The sequence below is a fragment of the Desulfacinum hydrothermale DSM 13146 genome (assembly GCF_900176285.1).
In the GTDB taxonomy this organism is placed as follows: domain Bacteria; phylum Desulfobacterota; class Syntrophobacteria; order Syntrophobacterales; family DSM-9756; genus Desulfacinum; species Desulfacinum hydrothermale.
The window spans coordinates 43,496-60,657 of sequence record NZ_FWXF01000003.1 but is presented as its reverse complement, the minus strand read 5'-3'; the positions used below and the strand labels follow the sequence as shown (position 1 = coordinate 60,657).

Here is a 17,162-nt window from a genome sequence, read left to right as displayed (position 1 = left end):
CAGGGGACGAATCGGCCCTCCTGCGGGGGCTGGAAGGGGGAAACATCAAGGCGGGCAGGGAAAGAATCAACTGGAGGGAATCGCAGCGCAGGGTGTGGGCAATGATTGATCAGAGCCAGCACGGACCCGGCGCGATAAGGGGTTGGTAAGGCATGACGCTCAGGCTGGAGTGGCGTCGGATGGCGTTTCTCGGAGTGGAGGTCCTCCTCTCCATGGGGATTCTGGGCGCGCTCTATCAGCGCCAGGCGCTGCCAGGTCCCATGTGTGCCATGGCGCTGGGTTTCATGGCGCTTGTGTTTTCCCTTTTTTACGGCGTTCCGGGATTGCTGGCATCGGCGGTGGGGGGCGCCTTGCTTGGACAAGAGGTGCTGAACCTCCCGTTGAGGGCTTTTCTGGCGGCGCACTTTGTCCAGCTGGGTTGGGCCTTTGCGGCGCTGGCCCTGGTGGCGGTTTCCCGCACCCAGTGGGAAAACAAGGTCGCGAGCACCGCGGTCCACAACCACATCCTGACTCGACGTCTGGAGCGGCTCAATCTGGACTTGGCCCAGAGGGACCATGCCCTTCGGGAGATCTTCGAAAAGGTTCTTGTGGAAACCGAGTCTCCCCGGCTTCTCTACCACGGGTTTCGCCGATTGCGCTTTTCGGAGGACCGGGAGACGCTGTTTCGGGATCTGTTGGAGCTCCTCTATTCCCATTGCCACGTGGAAAAATCATGTGTTTACGAGCCCATCGGTGAGAACAAGTACCGCCGGGTGGCGGTGTTCGGTGCCAGTCAATTGCCGGAGACCCTGTTGTGGAAGAGCGAGGACATGCCGGAAATCCTGCGCGTGGCAGCGCGGGAAAAGCAGGTCATCGTGCCCAAGCAACTGGGGCCCCAGTTCGTCATGGGCATCCCCATTGTGAACCGGGATGGGGGTCTGGTCTACGTGGTGCTCGTGGAAGAGATTCGTTTCGTCAACTTTTCGGAAAACATCATCACCCTGCTCAAGGTGGCCGCCCTGTGGATCCGCTCCCTCATCGAGGACCGGGTGGCTCGGGATCAGTTGATTCCTTACAGTCGGTATCGGTCGGTGGTGGTCATCGCCCCTGAACATGCCGGAAAGATGCTGAAAGAAAGGGTCCGGCACTACGATCGGCTGGGTCTTCCCTACACCCTGCTTCAGTGCCAAGGGACTCTGGACGAAGAGACCTGCCGGATTTTGGAGATGCAATTGCGGCTTTTCGATGGACTCTATCTGATGGACGACACGAACCTGGTCATCTTTCTGGCCATGGTCAGCGAGCCCCACGTGACACGCGTAGTGGATCGCATCGCGGCCCGGTTTCCCACGTTGGGAATCCGACCCGTCCGCCCCCAAGCACTGAAGGCCTGAGATGCACAACCGACTCCTTTTCTACTGGTCCCTGTCCGAGCTTGCCGGTCTGTACCTGCTCTGGGAAGGCCTGTATCGTTGGGACCAAATCGTGGGTTTCTTGGCGGCTCACGGTCTCAGCATGGCCCTGGCCTTGGCCGTGTGCATCTCCCTGGTGTCCACGGATGCGCGATTGCGCGACCGGGTGGTCAATCGCCACTTCCTTGTGATCCTGGGCGCCGTGGGTCTCGTTCCGGTGGTCGGACCGGTTACCGTGCTCATTTGGGGGACCTTCTTGCGTTCCTATCCCATCTATCCAGTTCGCAAGGAAGCCTTCGATGTGGTGGATGCCAATGTATTGGGGGAAATTCGTCAGTATTTCCAGGTCCGTGCCATTCCGGTGGCCGAAGCCTTGCTCATCGGAACCGCCTCGAGGGAGGTGGCCATGCGCATGGTTTCCGTGTTGGAAGAGATGGACTGGTCCGATCGGAAGGCCAATGTGCTCAAATATGTCGTGAAGCTGAGCCCCCACCAGAACGTGGTGTTGATGGCGATCGACGCCCTCACCCAGCGCTTGGACGGTATTTTGCGGGAGCTGGCCGCCGAAGAGGCGAAGGAGGCGCCCGACGCCTTGCGGGTGGCCAGGCTCTACCATGAAATCTGCTATCTGGACCTGTGCGATCCGGCGATGCGGCAGGAATACCTGGCCAAGGCTTGTGACTGGGCCTTGCGGGCCTACCGGGAGGAAGAGACCGAGGAAAACGCTCTGCACGCCGTCAAATACCTGCTTCGACTGAATCGGGTGGAGGAGGCCGAAGCCATCTATCACCAAACCCGGGAGCGGGGCCGCTACTTCCTGCCGCACTGGATCAGTTTTGAACTGGAACTGGCTCTCAAGAAAAGGGATTGGCAAACCTTTGAGAACCTGACTTTTCTCATCGAGCAGGGCAGTGGGGTCTTCATTTCGGAACGAATCAAGAAGGCGGCGCGAGCATGGGAGCGCGTGCGGACATCTGCGTGGTTGTAGAAGGTTGCTACCCGTATGTGACGGGGGGGGTCTCGTCCTGGCTCCACTGGCTCATGACGAACCTGCGGGACTATCGGTTCGCCGTGACCGCCCTGGTGGCGGAAAAGAAGGAGGCAGGGGAGCGCCGCTATGAGCTGCCGGAAAACGTCATTGACTATCGTGACGCGGTGCTACTGGATTTTGCGGAGCTGGAGGAAGCCCAACGGCTTCGCTTGTCCAGGAGGCAGTGGCGTGCCTTGCAAGAAGCCCTTCTTCGGATCATGGACGAATGGAAAACGGGCAGTCTCTCGCCACAATCCCTGGCCTTGATCCGCAGGATCGTGGAAACCGACGGGGCGCGGCTCCTCAAAAACTTCCTGGACGACGAGGGGGCCTTCGAAGTCCTGACCCGCCTCTACGACACCCGGCGACCGGGGGTGGGATTTGTCAACTACTACTACACCGCCCGCAACATCCATCTGGTGCTCTACAAGGCCCTGTTGCTGGTCAAACAGCTTCCGCGGGCGCGGGTCTACCATGCCCCCAGCACGGGATTCGCCGGCTTCCTGGCGTGTTTGGCGGCTCAACTCCACGGGGCCCGGTCCATGATCACCGAGCACGGTATCTACGTGCAGGAACGCGAGATGGAACTTTTGCGGGCGGGATGGCTGGACGAAGCGTACCAGAAGGAGATGTGGATCCGGACTTACCAGGCTCTGTGCACGTGGCAATACCATCAGTGCGACCGCTTGGTGACCCTCTATCATGGCAACAGACAGCTGGAGGAGGGCTACGGAGCTCCCGCGGGTAAGGCCCTGGTGGTTCCCAACGGCATCGACGTGGAAAGATTTCGACCTGCGAGACGCCCTCGATGTGTGGGCCGGGAGCGGACCATGGGATTCGTGGGGCGGGTCACGGCGGTCAAGGACGTGAAGACCTTTTTGCAGGTGGTCTCGCTGGTCCGCCGGGTGGTGGGGCAGGTCAAGGCCTATGTGGTGGGGCCCCATGACGAGGAGCCGGACTATTACCGGGAGTGTCTGGAGCTGGCTCGTATGCTCGATCTTGGAGACGCGGTGGAGTTCACGGGCCCGGGGGACGTACTTTCCTATTATAGCCGCTTCGACCTGCTGGTGCTCACCAGTATCAAGGAAGCCATGCCCCTGGCGGTCATGGAGGCCATGGCCAGCGGCGTTCCGGTGGTGACCACGGATGTGGGGGCGTGCCGGGAATTGATCGACGGCATGGAAGACAATTTCGGTCCGGCCGGTTTCGTGAGACGGATCATGGATGTGGACGCTTTGGCTTCGGCGTGCATCAAGGTATTGAGCGATCCGGAGCTGAGTCGTCAGTTGGCCCTTGCGGGTGTGCGCCGGATCGAAACCTTCTACAACGAGGCTCTGGTGCTGGACCGCTACCGTTCTTTGTACGGAGAACTGTTGCGCGATGTTGCCTGACGATGTGAGACCTGTCCAAAAAGAACGGCGGACCTTGTCCCGGTTTCTGGCCCACGAATGGGCGAAGGCCTTCGAAGCCGTGGGCGGCTGGTTCTTCACCTTCCTGGTCTTGGGCCTCATCAGCCTGGTTCTCTACTGGTCCCTGGGCCAGGCCCCCGTTCTTTTCTTGATCATGGTGACCTATGCCACGGCCATCAGCCTGGTGCTTTCCGCTCCCTTTCACACCTTGCTCTCTCGCTACCTGGCCGACGTGGTCTTTCAAGGAGATTTCAAACGGATTATCCCCAACGTTTACGGCGCTTCGTTGGCCGCTTTTTTTGCCACGTTGCTGGGAGCGGGAGTGCCGGTCTTTGCCTTTTCCCACGTTCCCTTACATCTCAAGATCTGTTTTGTGGGGTTGGCCGGACAGATGGCCCTTCTTTGGACGATCAACACGGTTCTCTATGCCCTGCTTCGCGGCCGGATGATGAGTGCCCTTTTCGCGGGAGGTTTGGCGGTGGTGGCCGTGGGTTTTCTCCTCATGCGCCCTTCGGAAGCGCACCTGCTCATGTTGCTCCTTACGGCGGGCCTGGCCGTGCCCGTGGCGGGCGGCTACGCTTACCTGACCAAAACCTATCTTCGGGATCGCGTGCAAATCCAATGGAGCTTCCTGGCCATCCGAGGCAATCTCCGGGTGGCCCTGTCCCTTTTTCTTTTCTACGCGGGCTTTTGGCTGGACAAGGTGGTCTTTTGGTGGGAGCCTCGGACGAGCGTTGCCCTGGACCCCTTCTTTCGCTACAGCCCGGCGTACGACTATCCTTTTTTCGTGGCTTTCAGCACCATGATGTTCGGTTTCGTGCTCATTTACCGGGATCTGGATGAAACCATCCTGAACCCCTACGAGAGCTTCGTGACCAAACTGGATCGGAACTTTCCTTTCAAGGAACTGGCCCTGGAAAAATTCCGGCTTTATTTGGGGATGCATGCTTCCGCCACCAATCTGACCGTCTTCTATGGGGGCCTGGCCACCATCATTTTGCTGGTACTTTGGTTCAAAGGGCTCGTCGTCCCTTGGTCCAACCCGGTGGTCTTTCACTTCCTTCTGATGGGAACGGTGGCCTACTCGGTGTACCATTTGTACTTTTTGATTTTGCAGTACCTGGACGAGTACGGCTTGCTGTTGGCAATCAACGGTGGGTTCGCCCTGCTCAACGCTTCCGTGACCTGGGTGAGCATCCGCTGGGGCTGGGCCTACTACGGGGTGGGATTCCTCACGGCTTCGAGCCTTTGTGCCGTGTTGTGCCTTGTGGCCACGGAGTGGCGGGTGGGAACCTTGGAGTTTCAAGTCTTCCGGCGTGCCCTGCGCCGATCGGAACGGCCGGAGAGCTCATGAGAGCAAGCAGATCCCGGCAAGACCTGAATGCTTCGTCAAAATATGATCCGCAGGCGAAATTCCAATGTTCGGGTGATTCCCCCCGAAGCCGTGGAAGACTCTGAAGAGTATTCGTAGGAGGCCGTGGCGGAGATGCGATTCCCAAGGCGGAGCTCCAGGGCGGGCAAGAGCATGTAGGAATCGAGGGCCCGGATCGCGTGACGCCTCACGGCGGCATCCAGGCTCAAACGAAGATAGCGGCAGGGCCGAAACTCCGCCCGGGCAAAGAGGGCATGGATGGCTTCCGAGGGGATCATGGCGATGTCCCTTTCCACGCCCTCTTCGTAGTCGAAGAGAGACCGCGTGAAGCTGTAGCCGACCGTCACGTCGGGTGTCTCCCAGAGGCGGCGCCCTCCCAGAACCGTCAGAGTCCTCTGATTTCCGTAGGCTTGAGAGTCGTCGAGGTGGAAGGCTTCGTATTCTCCCGTCAGGGAGAGGAACCAGGGGGTGTCAGGGTTCCAGTCCACCACCGCCTGCATCCGGCGGGACCACCCGCCCCGCGGGGCCGCGTCCGCGGGGTCGGTCCACGGGAGGCCGTCTTCCAGCAAAAGGGTGGAGCGAGTCCGCCAAGGTCCCGAAAAACGGAGGCCGGCTCCCCATTCCAGGCGGTCGTCCGCTCCCGTATGGTATCCCACTTGCGCCCAGAGTTCCATGTCAGCGTTCCAGCGATAGGCGATCCAGGTCCGAACTTGCCGGATGTCTTCATCGATGGCCGGCCCCGCCGGTCCCGCTGGGCGTTCCACCCAGGTGTCCATTGCTTGGATGCGCCATGTGGTTTTGTGGTCCAGGTGCCTGCGGTATTCCAAGGCAAAGGTGTCGGTCCGGGTTTCCTCCGCTTGGAAATAGCTTCGATACTTCGTTTCCAGCCGCGGGCGGTGCTCCCTGAGGATGTCATGAACGGCCTGCAAGGCGGTGACGTTTTCGGGATCCATTTCCAACACGCGGCAAAAGGCGTCCAACGCATTGGCCCAGTCGCCTGCCGCTTGCTGGATCCATGCATAGTCGGCCCACAGGCCTGGATCCCCCCGCCCGGTGCGCAGAAGCTTCTCGAGCCAAGCGGCCGCTGTGCCATAACGTTCCTGCTCCTGGTGGAGGCGCGCCATGAGGCGCACCGTCCGGGGATTCCTGGGATTCTTTTCAAATAGGGCTATCAGTTCCTTCCAGGCCCTATCATAAAGTCGCGCGTTGATGAGGGTTTCGGCATAATCGGCCCAGATGTCCTGATCTTCCGGGTAGGCCTTCCTCAAGTGCTGGTAGAGGCGCAAGGCCTCCTCAAGACGGCCCTCCCGGCTGAGGATTCGGGCCAGGATCTGATCCTGCTGCTTGGGCGTTCCCCGGTAGAGCTGGGCCGACCAAGTAAGGCCCGGCCGCATGGTCCCGGTTCCCAGAAGGCAGGCAAGCAAGAGCAGGAGAACCTGACATCGTAGGATGGAAAGGGCGCGCTTTCCCCTTCCACTGCGTGGGGCCGGTGCGACCTGTTGGCGTCCTCTCATCTTCTTTCTCCGCGGCGCACTCGCCGAATCAATCTCTCGGCCTTACGGTATTCCTGGAAAGCCGCTCCCTGGCGCCCGTTTGCATGGTAGAGCTCTCCCAGTTGATAGTGCACTTCAAAGTCCAACGGGTTGAGGCGATTGTAGTGTTCAAAACGGGCTATGGCGCGCTGGGGGTCGTTGTTCCAGGCATAAATCTGGGCGCTGCCCTTGAGGGCCACCAGGTTGTTGGGGTCCTGCCTCAAGGCACGCTCATAAAAGTCCAACGCCACTTCCATCTGATCCAACCAGAGGGCGTGATTGCCAAGGGTTGCCAGGAGATCCGGGTCGTGGGGGTGTTGGGCGGCAAGAGAGCGGTAGATGTTGAGGGCCAAGTCCGGGCTTCCAGCCAGTTCGTGGGCGGAAGCCAGAGCCAGGGATTCGTTCACCGTCAGTGCGCGCATGGAGGACAGTTCGAGGAGGAGATCGCGGGCCCTTTGCGCGGCTCCCCTGTCCAAGTAGTGAAAGGCCAGGTCCGGGTAGTCTTCTTTGGGAAGGGCCCCGAGTTTGTGGAGGACCTCAAGGTGGCGCATCCGGTCCTTCATTCGCCCCAGCCATCCATAGTAGGTGGCCAGAGAACGACGCAGCCGCACATCGCCGGGGCGCCCCCGGAGAGCCCTTTCCAAATAGACCACGGCGCGATCTACCCGATCCGCCTGAACGTACGCCTTGCCCGCTTCCATGGCCGCCTGCGGATCGGCTGGTCTTTTATCGGAAATCCTGGCAAGCAGATCCGCCGCCTTGCCCGGTTGTCCGTTCCAGCGGTATAGGCGGACGAGCGACTGAATGACCAAGGGATCTGGCCGGCGTGCTGCAAGCTCTTCATAGAGATGTATGGCTTTCTTTCCGGCACCCAACTGGGACAGAGCTTCCTCCGTTGTTTCGATCGACAGCCGGCCTGCAGAGGCCATCTGGAGGATGCGCAGCACGGCATCTTCTTTGAGCTGGGGCTTGCCGGATTGCCGGGCGGCAAAGACCAGGTTGGTGAGCAGGTCGGTATCGTTGGGAGCCGATTCCAGAAGGCGCGAAAAGAGGTCGTAAGCGCTTTCAAAGGCATTGGCTTCCATGAAAAGAAAGGCCGCGTCTCGAAGCATCTGCGGGTCTTTCTCGCCCAGCTTTTCCGCCACTTGAGCCGCTTGCAACAGCTCCTCCCTTCGACCGCTTGCCCTGGCGGCCTGGACCAGGAGCCAGAAATCGTCTTCCGTTCCAAGACCGGCGGCGAAAAGGGAGCGAAGCTTTTTGCAAGCTGTGTTGGGATCTCCTGCTCGCAAGGATACCTGGGCCGACAGGCGGATCCATTGGGGGTCCTCGGGCCTGAGTTGGTCGGCAAAGGGAAGGCTTTCGGCCAGCAGGGTCTGGTCTCCGGAGTCCTGGGCCGCTGTAAGCAATCCTTCGATCGCCTGGAGATTTTTCGGTTCTTTGGCAATCACGGACTTAAAGCGTTTCCAAGCCTCCACCGGCCGCCCCTCATCCATGAGCAAACGAGCCTGGGCGAGAGCGATCTGCGTGTCATCGGGAAAACGTTCGCGTGCCTTTTGAAGACTCAGGATGGCCAGTTCGGGGTCTGGCAATTGGCGTGCCAAAGATGCGATGGCAAGAAACTCTTCTGGATTCAATTGGGGAGCATGGACGAGCGTGCTTAGAACCTGCCGGGCCTCGTCGGCAAGGCCGGACCAGGCCAGAATGTGGGCAAAACGCAAGCGGGCCGCCGCCCCCCCTTGGCGGATGTGGTCCCACTCGGTGAAAAAATCCATCGCCTGGTCCACCAGCCCCGCTTCCAGGAAAGCCTCGGCAGCCGAATCCACCAGGGCGGTGGGATCCACCTGGTAGTCCGCTCCCCTGGCTTCAAGATTGGATTCGTAATTTGTGCGCAGATAGTACAAGGTGCGGAGCAGGAACTGGAATCGGACGTCTTCGGGGTGCGTTTCCATGGCCTGGGTGATTTCCCACAGGGTTTGGCGCAAATGCCCGACCCAGGGGTCTTTCATGAGCTTTTGCCGTACGGCTTCTCCCTCAATCCAGCCATACATTTTTGGGGGAGGTATTTTCCTTTCCAAACGGACCAGTTGGACCAGCGCCCGTGTTTCTTGTTCCCACAGTCCGTAGCGCCTGTAGTAGGCGAGAAGTCGGCGCAGGACTTTAGGATCTTCCGGGGAAAGAAGATGCAGCTGTTCCAGGGTCTCCATGGCTTTCTGCGGCTGCTGGGTCCATTCGTAGAGGGTTATCAGCCGGGAGAGGGTGGTCGTGGGGGGAGCTCCCTGCCCCAAGGCCTTCTGGAGGTGTTGGATGGCTAGATCAGGACGCCCCAACTTCACTTCCAGGTCGGCGGCCAGGAGCAAGTTTTCGCCATTGTGCGGTTGCGCCTCAAGCAAATAGCCCAGGATCTTCTGGGCGGAACGCCACTGGCCCTTTTCCACAAAAAAGAGCACCAGACTGGTTCGGCTGGGAAAAAGAAAAACCGCAGTCATGGCCAGCAGGACCAAAAGGGCGGACAAGGCCCAGAACCTGGCGCTAAAGGCCGTTCGGGTATAGCCGGATGGAAGGGCGTCCTTGTCCAATGCCGTGCGTTCTAACGCCATGAAAGCTTCAGGCTCCCTGTCTGCAAGGGGGAAAGTCGCAGATATCCCGATTCATCTGCGCTGGCCCGCATGGGACCACTGGGGAGGGCGGATCCCTCGGCCTTGACTTCAGCGCCTGGTCGAACACCCGCCCACTCGATCCACCCGCGGCGGCCGAAACCCCGATAGGCTGCCTCCAGGGATTGGGGATCTCTTTTCAACAGAGTGACCCACCCGGTGGCTTTTCGCACGTGGGGCTGACGCGGCGGAGGGGACTCGGCGGGAGCCAAGACGATACGCGCCTTGGAGCCGCCGGGTTGGAGCGAAACATAGAGGCAATGGTCCATGCGAAGATAGCCCACCACGTTTTGGCTGCGGTCCAAATCCGGGACTCGATCTGAACGATCGAAACGGACCGTGAGGCAGTGTCCGTAATTTTCCACTTCGAAGGTATCCGGGGCCGCCTGAAAAATGCGCGCTGTGGCGAACCCTTGAACCATCCGAATGTATTGGGATGTGAAGACGGGGGCGATTTCCTGTGCCAAGACCCATTGGTACACTTCTTTGAGGGCTTGTAAGGAGGCTTCGTATTGGGCGCTGTAATAGTGGTAGTAGATATCGATGGGCTTGAGACGGCGCGGCTTTTCGGTTCTTTTCATGGTTTCTATAACATTGCGATACCCGAAGTAAGGGCCGCTCCAAAGGTTGGTGAGGATGTTTTCGTTGGCCTGGCCGGTGAGAACCTGAAGGTGGTCCCCCAACCTCCAGAAAAAGGGCGACACGTAACTGACCGACGGGTGAGCTGCGTCCCAAAGGGTGTCTCCTCCGTTCATGTTCAGCAGACCCGCTTTGTCGCAGAGCGCCATGTCCTCGGGCCGGGGCCGACAGTTGCCGGTCCACAAAAAAAGACGGCAGGGCTTTCCCTCCGGGGCCAATTCCCGGGAGATGTATGCGGCAGAGCCCACGATTTCCTGTTCCGGGTCGAAGTGATACCCAGGGACCTGCAGCCCGTGCAGCCGGTGATATCGGCTTTTTCCCACGTCCTTGGGGTCCCAATAGAAGGGATGGGAAAAGCTGTGGGATGCCGGCTCCACGTTGGGCAGACGGAAGATCTCCCTGGCAAGGGCCTTGAGGGCGGGACGGCCCAAGGTCTGGGGATCCACTTCGGCGGTGATGACCGAAGCGGTTACCGGGAAGTCGAATGCTTTGAGGATTTCGTCCCGAATGACTTCCGCGCAGTTCTCGTAGCCCTTGATTTCCGTATATCCCCCGAAACCGTCTCCGTCGATGTGCGAAAAGGCCACGCGCAGCCCGTTGAGTGTGGTGGGGTCGGGGGTCGGTAATGTCTCCAGATCCAGGGCCTTGGAAAAGAAGAGAAAGGGATCCACATACCACTGCGTGTCAAAGGTTTCCGGATCCGTCCAGATAAAGGTTCCTGGAAAGGCAAAGCCACCGTTGGGGTGGGTGCCCACGAGCACCGCGGGGTCTTCGTCGCTTCCCTGGACCGAGACGACCAGGTGCGCTGTCAGGGCTGCATCCACCTTTTCCGCCCGGTAAACGGGAGGCGGAAAGGGTGGATAACGGCGTTCCCATTCCACCATCTGGGTATTCTTGAAGACATAACGGCGCTTCCACGCGGGGGTGATGTCCAGGCCGGAGTAGTGGACACCCAGTCTTTTCCAGATGTCCGCCACGAGCTTTCTTTCCGTGGATTCTCCCCTTTGGGGATCCACGCCCAGCAGTCCCAGAACCACGAGCTTGCGGCCCGAGTCCAGTTGATGCTGGAGCCATTGGAGGTAGGAGGTTCGGTTCGATTCCACGGGGTGTCGCAGAGTCACGATGACGGCGCGCACGTTTTCCATCATGGTGTCATCGGGCAGAGGGCGTCGGTTCACATCCCAGTAGTCCATCAGCAGTCCCAGGTGGTGGAGGACCCCTCCGGCGTGGGAGAAAACGGGATTGTCGCGTTCCGATTGCCCTTCGCCGTAAATCACCAGGACGCGCCGGGCCAGCGGCGTGCCTTCGGCCAGACCCGTTTGCGGTGCGGAAAGGAGGATCCACGCGCTAACGAAGAGTATGGAAATAGATCTTGTCCAGTAGGATGGGGCCCACATAGGGGATAAAACCTCTCTTCTTGGAAAAGCGAATGGCTTCCTGGATGAGCTCCGGCTGATCTTCATCGGCATAGTCCAGCGTCAAAACCAGAAGGCCGGGGTTGACCCGCCGGGCTTCGGCAATCCAACGCAACATCTGGTTCTGCCATTCCCGGGGGACGCGCGTGTAACCTTTTTCGGGCCCGGCATAGTAGCTGTATAGGTCTTCCGCAACCACGCCGTCGATCATGGAGGCCATGCGGGCAAGCAGGGGCAGCCCCCGGTTGACGGCAATGAAAGCGCGGGGATGTTCTTGGCGTAAACGGGCCATGATCTGCAACACAGCGCGGTCAGTGCCTTGGAATCGCTCCGGGTCGTCCCCCTGCAGGAGGGCCAGGCTGGAGTCGATGGTATCCACAAAGAGGCCGTCAAATCCCTTGGACAGGACGGCAGGGACCATTTTGTGGAGGAAGAGATCCTGCCAGCAAGGGTTGCGAACGTCCACCACATGCGATTGCCACTGGTCATTGTAGCCAACGATACACGCGCACTGTTTGGCCTCTTGCCACCAGGGGGAGTAGTCGCCGATTTCCCCCAGGCTCACGTAGCCCAGCAGGATGGGGGTCCCTGCCTTTGTCTTTTTGTCCGGGAGCGGCGGCGGATGGATACCGTCCAGAACGACCAGGTCGAATTGTCCGTACACATCAGGGCCCCATTGAGATCCGTAGTAGCACAGCCACGTGGAGGGAAGGGGTGTTTTGTGGAGCGTGCAGCCGCTCAAAGCCGAAAGACAGACCATAGCCATCACGAGAACTCCCTTGGTTCCCATCCAAAGGCGCCGGGTGGGGCCGTTGGGACCCCCCACCGCCCATCCGGCAAAGACTCGTTGGATCATCCCCGTATCTGTCATGGGGTGCACTCCGGCCGGTAGGCCGGATCTGGAGGACTTCTCAGCGGAGGGAACCGCCGGCCATATCCTGGACCATCTCGTGACACAACTGCTGTGCCACGCGATTGAGGGAGTCTTCACACAGCCAGAAGCATCCGCCCGTGCGGGTGCGGCTGTCGGCCCACAGGACACGACCTGTGGCCACGTCCAACAGGCGAACGTTGATGCCCACCACCGGATCTTCGTCCAGTCCCCGCTTGTAACGGTATTCGGTCACGGAACCATAGACGACGGTATCCACTCCGAGAAGACGACCCAGGGATTGGGCCGACTTGCGATCCACCACCTCTCCCACGTCTTGATCCTCGCCCTGCAGGGCTTCCATCATGTGCGATCGGTCCATGAGTGCGAAGTGGGCAACATGGTACAGTTCGGTGGACAGAATCTCGGAAACGATCCGGCCGGCATAGGGATAGGCGGTGAGATTCACCAAGGGAAGCACCGCCACAGATCGGGTCCGGGCATGGATAAGGTCCTGCTGCACGTAAGTGCGTTGGTACGAGCAGCCGCTTGATGCAAGCAACAAGAAGGCAAAGGTCCAGAAGATGGTGGATCTTCTCATGGTGGGTCCCTCCTGTCTATGGGTGGCAATCGGTATATCCAATCGGCAAAGCCAAAGAACGCCTTGAATCGGTCGAAAAAACCACGGGACCATTTCTCAGCTCCAGGGGGCCGCGGTGTCCAGCGTCAAAGACCCGTCCTGTTGATTCCCGTATCAGCGCCCTGGGCCCCGCATCCCAGGAAGGGGCGAAGAAGCGGTGGTGATCGTCAGGGCGTCTGTGTGCGGTAGGCGTGCGTGCTGCTGGAACGGTACCCTTTCGGTCATCGCCTCACAAAAGGCCTGCCGTATCCACGGCTGACTAATGACTAAAAACGCCCGTTTTTCCTGGAGCGGATCGTTCAGAAAGCTCCAGTTCATCCCGCCCATGCCCTCAAACTTTTAGCGGAACAGGGGTATCAAGGTCAAACGGGTCGCGCGGGCCTCTACAAGGGTGCCGGCTAGAAGAAACCATGGGAGGGGAAACGGCCTGGACCCGGGGAGGTTGGTCGAGAACGCCGGAGATGAACCCATTTCACCTTGCACCGTCCTTCGGGACTTTCGAAAAGCCCACGGACTTCGCGTAGGACATCGGGTACTGCCTACCACTTCACGGGGTGACGATACCCCTTTGGTGCGGAGCGAAAGCCCTGCGGCTACGAAGGAAAGGAAAGAGGCGCCTTGGCTGGAAAGACACCGTGGGCCCAGAGTGGCAGCTACGCCAATTCATGGAATTTTCTTGACTTCCTTGCTCCCCTTCATCTAAGAACCTCACTTGTGCTTTTCCTCGTAAACTCCGACGCCCGGGGTGCAATGCGGCACGCAACTTTACGGGCGTCCTCCCATAAACGCGTACGCTGAGATCAAGGGAAAAGAGAGAAAGGGAGAGACATGAAAGACGCTGTTGGGAAGGTCCGTACGTTCGCCATCATTTCCCATGGGGGTGCAGGCAAGACCTCCTTGGCCGAAGCCATGCTCTTTACCGCCGGTGTCACCACGCGTCTTGGCAAGGTGGATGACAGTACGTCCGTGATGGACTTCGAGCCCGAGGAGGTCAAACGTAAGCTCACCATCAGCACGGCCTTCAACACCCTGCCCTGGAAGAAGCATTCCTGCACCATCATCGACACACCGGGTGATTTCAATTTTGTTGCCGAGACCAAGAGTTCACTTCAAGGCGCTGATGCGGTCGTGGTGGTGGTGGATGCCATCGATGGCGTGAAGGTGCAGACGGAGAAGGTCTGCGAATTTGCCGACGAACTGGGCTTACCGCGACTGGTGTTCATCACCAAGATGGACCGCGAGCGTGCGGATTTTGTCAAGACGGTGGAAAACATCCGCCAGCAGTTCGGATCCAGATGCGTGCCTTTGTTGGTGCCGGTGGGCGCCGCGGAAGACTTCAAGGGCGTGGTGGATGTGCTCACGGGGAAGGCCTATATCTACTCGCAGGGCGAAAGCGGCAAGTTCGAGGTTCAGGATGCGCCTGCCGACGCAGCGGATCTGGCGGCCCAATACCGGGAGACCCTCATTGAAAACGTGGCCGAATCCACCGACGAACTCCTGGAAAAGTACCTGGAGGGTGAGGAGCTGACGCCGGAAGAGATCCGCGCGGGCCTGCGAAACGCCGTGATCAACGGAACGGTGGTGCCCATTGCGTGCGGGTCGGCAACGGCCAACATCGGCGTGGCCCAACTGCTGGACATCATCGTCGATCATTTCCCCAGCCCGCTGGATCGCGGGCCCAAGAAGGGCGAATTGCCGGCCGATGGGTCGGAGGTGGAGCGCGCTCCGGATCCGGAGGCACCCTTCAGTGCCTTGGTCATCAAGACCATCAGCGATCCCTACGCGGGACGCCTGTCCGTCATCCGCATCTTTTCGGGCACCATGCAAGCGGATGCCACCGTGTACAACAGCGTCAAGACGACCAAAGAGCGCTACGGGCAGCTGTTGAGGATCAAGGGCAAAAGCCAGGAGGGCCTGAAGGAAGCCGGCCCCGGCGATATTGTGGCCGTGGCCAAGCTCAAGGAGACCACCACGGGCGACTCGCTTTGCGATGAGAAGAACCCCGTGCGTTTCCCCTTCCCGGAATTGCCCATGGCCGTCTACTCGCTGGCCATCGAGCCCAAGAGCCGTGGCGACGAAGAAAAGATCTTCTCCTCCCTTGCCCGACTGATGGAAGAAGACCTGGCGCTCAAGCTGGAAAGAAACGATGAGACCAAGGAGATGATCCTTTCCGGCATGGGGGAAATCCACATCGAGGCCACCATCGAAAAGCTCAAAAGGAAGTTCGGTGTGGAAGTCAACCTCAAGCTGCCCAAGGTTCCCTACAAGGAGACCATCAAGGGCAAGGCTCGGGTGCAGGGCAAATACAAGAAGCAGACGGGTGGCCGCGGCCAGTACGGAGACTGCTGGATCGAAATGGAACCGCTGCCGCGTGGTGCCGGCTTTGAGTTCGTGGATAAGATCGTGGGCGGCGTCATTCCCCGCCAGTACATTCCCGCTGTGGAAAAAGGCATCGTGGAGGCCGCACGGGAAGGTGTGGTGGCGGGCTATCCGGTGATCGACTTCAAGGTGGAGCTGGTGGACGGCTCCTTCCATACCGTGGACTCGTCGGAAATGGCCTTCAAGATCGCCGGTTCCATGGCCTTCAAGAAGGCGGTGGTGGAGGCCAAGCCCACCTTGCTGGAGCCCATCATGGAGCTGGAGGTCATCATTCCCGACGATTGCATGGGCGATGTGATCGGCGACCTCAACTCCCGCCGGGGCAAGGTCCTGGGGATGGACAGCGAAGGCAGCAAGCAGATCGTGCGGGCCCAGGTGCCTTTGGCTGAGGTGCTCAAGTACGCGCCGGATCTTCGCTCCATGACCGCCGGCCGGGGCATGTTCACCATGAAGTTCTCCCACTACGAAGAAGTCCCGGCCCAGATCCAGGAAAAGATCATCGAGGAGGCCAAGGCGGAAAAAGAATAGATCCGTCGCTTCACGGAAGGAAACGATGAGGAGAGAGCGGATCCCCCACCGGGGGTCCGCTCTTGTCTTTTGACACCACATTGTGCTGGAATGTGCTTGAAACCCCGGATCGGTTGGTTGGAAAGCCGGGAAACCTTGGCAGGGAGTTTCCATGGAAGACAAGGATCCAAAGACAGGAAAGCGGGATCGGGCTCCCTTGTCTGTCCAGATTCAACAGATGACAGTGCCGGAGCGGATCCGGTTGGCCATGTTCGGCGCCAAGGAAGCCAGGACCCTGCTCATGCAGGATTCGAACCGGGTGGTGCAGCTCGCCGTCCTGGACAACCCCAAGGTCACCACGTCGGAGGTGGCCGCCTATGCCAATTCGCGCAGTGTGACGGAGGATGTGCTGCGAAAGATTGCCGCGAACCGTGAGTGGATCAAGCTGTATCCGATCCGGCTGGCACTGGTGAAAAATCCCAAGACGCCTGTGGGAATCGCCGTCAAGCTGGTCAACACCCTGCTGGTACAGGACTTGAAACTTCTTTCCAAAAGCAAGGCCGTATCCAGTGTGGTGGTTCAGGCCGCCAAGCGCAAACTTTCCCAGAAGCAGGCATGATGGAAATATCGGAGATTCCTGTGGAAGATCGATTCCGGACGGGTTACGGGATGGAGGGCGCCCCATGGAATGTGTGAAGACCATGGCCATCGTCACGGTCAGCGACAAGGCGAGCCAGGGGCTGCGGGAGGACGCTTCCGGAGAGGCCCTTCGCCGGCGGATGGAAGATGCCGGCTTTGAGCTGGTGTGGAGTGCCGTGGTGCCGGATGAGCCCGAGCGTATCAAGGCAGCCCTGATGGAGGCGGTGGATGGGAGGGCGGTCGCGCTGGTGCTCACCACGGGAGGGACGGGGGTGGCTCCTCGGGATGTGACGCCCGAGGCGACTCAGGAGGTGTGTGAGCGCCTGGTTCCGGGCATGGCGGAAGTCATGCGTTTGGAAAGCCTCAAGAAAACGCCACATGCCATGATCTCCCGGGCTGTGGTGGGGATCCGGGGGCGAAGCCTGCTGGTCAATCTTCCGGGAAGTCCCAAGGGGGCTGTGGAGAACGTGGAGGCCATTTTGCCGGCCCTGCCGCACGCACTGGCCAAGATCCAGGGAGATCCCAGCGACTGCGCCCAGGCATGAGCAAAGACCCCTGACCGTACGTCCGCCTTGGCGCGGCGAAGACAAGAAAAACGGCCCGGAAGGCGAAATCTTCCGGGCCGTTGTGGGGTTTTCAGTGGGGCATCCCGGTGCCTTCTCGGCGGCCACCGGATGAATCTTT

Annotated in this window: 12 protein-coding genes; 7 read left to right on the top strand and 5 right to left on the bottom strand. The window is 59.8% G+C overall.

Going from position 1 to position 17,162, the window contains the following annotated elements:
• Positions 1–179: 179 nt before the first annotated feature.
• From B9A12_RS04045 to pelG, 4 genes are read left to right on the top strand one after another with little or no spacing between them, the layout of a single operon-like run.
• Complete coding sequence (locus B9A12_RS04045; RefSeq protein ID WP_170920327.1) at positions 180–1,373, top strand: hypothetical protein; 1,194 nt, start codon at positions 180–182, stop codon at positions 1,371–1,373.
• A 1-nt stretch (position 1,374) separates the two neighbouring features.
• Positions 1,375–2,379: a hypothetical protein gene (locus tag B9A12_RS04040; RefSeq protein WP_084056548.1), complete on the top strand. Its 1,005-nt coding sequence runs from the start codon at positions 1,375–1,377 to the stop codon at positions 2,377–2,379.
• Positions 2,346–3,812, top strand: a complete 1,467-nt coding sequence (gene pelF, locus B9A12_RS04035; RefSeq protein ID WP_084056546.1) for a GT4 family glycosyltransferase PelF — start codon at positions 2,346–2,348, stop codon at positions 3,810–3,812. Before B9A12_RS04040 ends, pelF begins: the two co-directional genes overlap by 34 nt.
• Positions 3,802–5,184 (top strand): exopolysaccharide Pel transporter PelG, encoded by a 1,383-nt coding sequence (gene pelG / locus B9A12_RS04030; protein ID WP_084056544.1) that lies wholly within the window; start codon positions 3,802–3,804, stop codon positions 5,182–5,184. Before pelF ends, pelG begins: the two co-directional genes overlap by 11 nt.
• Positions 5,185–5,219: 35 nt before the next feature.
• On the opposite strand, the gene B9A12_RS04025 is transcribed toward pelG, so the two are convergent.
• Genes B9A12_RS04025 through B9A12_RS04005 form a run of 5 tightly spaced genes read right to left on the bottom strand, consistent with a single transcriptional unit; the run spans position 5,220 to position 12,914 of the window.
• The gene (locus B9A12_RS04025; RefSeq protein WP_084056542.1) at positions 5,220–6,716 is read right to left on the bottom strand and encodes a tetratricopeptide repeat protein; all 1,497 of its coding nucleotides are present in this window, start codon (positions 6,714–6,716) and stop codon (positions 5,220–5,222) included.
• Complete coding sequence (locus B9A12_RS04020; RefSeq protein ID WP_084056540.1) at positions 6,713–9,331, bottom strand: tetratricopeptide repeat protein; 2,619 nt, start codon at positions 9,329–9,331, stop codon at positions 6,713–6,715. The genes B9A12_RS04025 and B9A12_RS04020 overlap by 4 nt, the downstream gene beginning before the upstream one ends.
• Complete coding sequence (locus B9A12_RS04015; RefSeq protein ID WP_139796483.1) at positions 9,322–11,424, bottom strand: polysaccharide deacetylase family protein; 2,103 nt, start codon at positions 11,422–11,424, stop codon at positions 9,322–9,324. Before B9A12_RS04015 ends, B9A12_RS04020 begins: the two co-directional genes overlap by 10 nt.
• The gene (locus B9A12_RS04010) at positions 11,375–12,313 is read right to left on the bottom strand and encodes a glycoside hydrolase family 191 protein (RefSeq protein WP_084056536.1); all 939 of its coding nucleotides are present in this window, start codon (positions 12,311–12,313) and stop codon (positions 11,375–11,377) included. The genes B9A12_RS04015 and B9A12_RS04010 overlap by 50 nt, the downstream gene beginning before the upstream one ends.
• Before the next feature lie 40 nt (positions 12,314–12,353).
• Positions 12,354–12,914 carry a GNA1162 family protein gene (locus tag B9A12_RS04005; RefSeq protein WP_139796482.1) on the bottom strand — a complete coding sequence of 187 codons (561 nt, stop codon included), beginning with the start codon at positions 12,912–12,914 and terminating at the stop codon, positions 12,354–12,356.
• An 867-nt stretch (positions 12,915–13,781) separates the two neighbouring features.
• Between B9A12_RS04005 and fusA the strand changes: the two genes are divergently transcribed.
• From fusA to B9A12_RS03990, 3 genes are all read left to right on the top strand, one after another.
• Positions 13,782–15,860, top strand: coding sequence for an elongation factor G (gene fusA, locus B9A12_RS04000; RefSeq protein ID WP_084056532.1), 2,079 nt, complete (start codon positions 13,782–13,784; stop codon positions 15,858–15,860).
• Between the two features lie 151 nt (positions 15,861–16,011).
• A complete protein-coding gene (locus B9A12_RS03995; protein ID WP_084056530.1) occupies positions 16,012–16,458 on the top strand; it encodes a hypothetical protein in 447 nt (148 codons plus the stop codon).
• 64 nt (positions 16,459–16,522) lie between these two features.
• Complete coding sequence (locus tag B9A12_RS03990; RefSeq protein WP_084056528.1) at positions 16,523–17,023, top strand: MogA/MoaB family molybdenum cofactor biosynthesis protein; 501 nt, start codon at positions 16,523–16,525, stop codon at positions 17,021–17,023.
• The last annotated feature ends 139 nt before the right edge of the window (positions 17,024–17,162 follow it).

Coding starts and splice junctions, on each gene's coding strand:
- B9A12_RS03990 (WP_084056528.1), top strand. CDS start 16,523: ATGGAATGTGTGAAGACCATGGCCATCGTCACGGTCAGCGACAAGGCG.
- B9A12_RS04045 (WP_170920327.1), top strand. CDS start 180: ATGGCGTTTCTCGGAGTGGAGGTCCTCCTCTCCATGGGGATTCTGGGC.
- pelG (WP_084056544.1), top strand. CDS start 3,802: ATGTTGCCTGACGATGTGAGACCTGTCCAAAAAGAACGGCGGACCTTG.
- B9A12_RS04015 (WP_139796483.1), bottom strand. CDS start 11,424: ATGTGGGCCCCATCCTACTGGACAAGATCTATTTCCATACTCTTCGTT.
- B9A12_RS04020 (WP_084056540.1), bottom strand. CDS start 9,331: ATGGCGTTAGAACGCACGGCATTGGACAAGGACGCCCTTCCATCCGGC.
- B9A12_RS04040 (WP_084056548.1), top strand. CDS start 1,375: ATGCACAACCGACTCCTTTTCTACTGGTCCCTGTCCGAGCTTGCCGGT.
- B9A12_RS04010 (WP_084056536.1), bottom strand. CDS start 12,313: ATGACAGATACGGGGATGATCCAACGAGTCTTTGCCGGATGGGCGGTG.
- B9A12_RS03995 (WP_084056530.1), top strand. CDS start 16,012: ATGGAAGACAAGGATCCAAAGACAGGAAAGCGGGATCGGGCTCCCTTG.
- B9A12_RS04025 (WP_084056542.1), bottom strand. CDS start 6,716: ATGAGAGGACGCCAACAGGTCGCACCGGCCCCACGCAGTGGAAGGGGA.
- fusA (WP_084056532.1), top strand. CDS start 13,782: ATGAAAGACGCTGTTGGGAAGGTCCGTACGTTCGCCATCATTTCCCAT.
- pelF (WP_084056546.1), top strand. CDS start 2,346: ATGGGAGCGCGTGCGGACATCTGCGTGGTTGTAGAAGGTTGCTACCCG.
- B9A12_RS04005 (WP_139796482.1), bottom strand. CDS start 12,914: ATGAGAAGATCCACCATCTTCTGGACCTTTGCCTTCTTGTTGCTTGCA.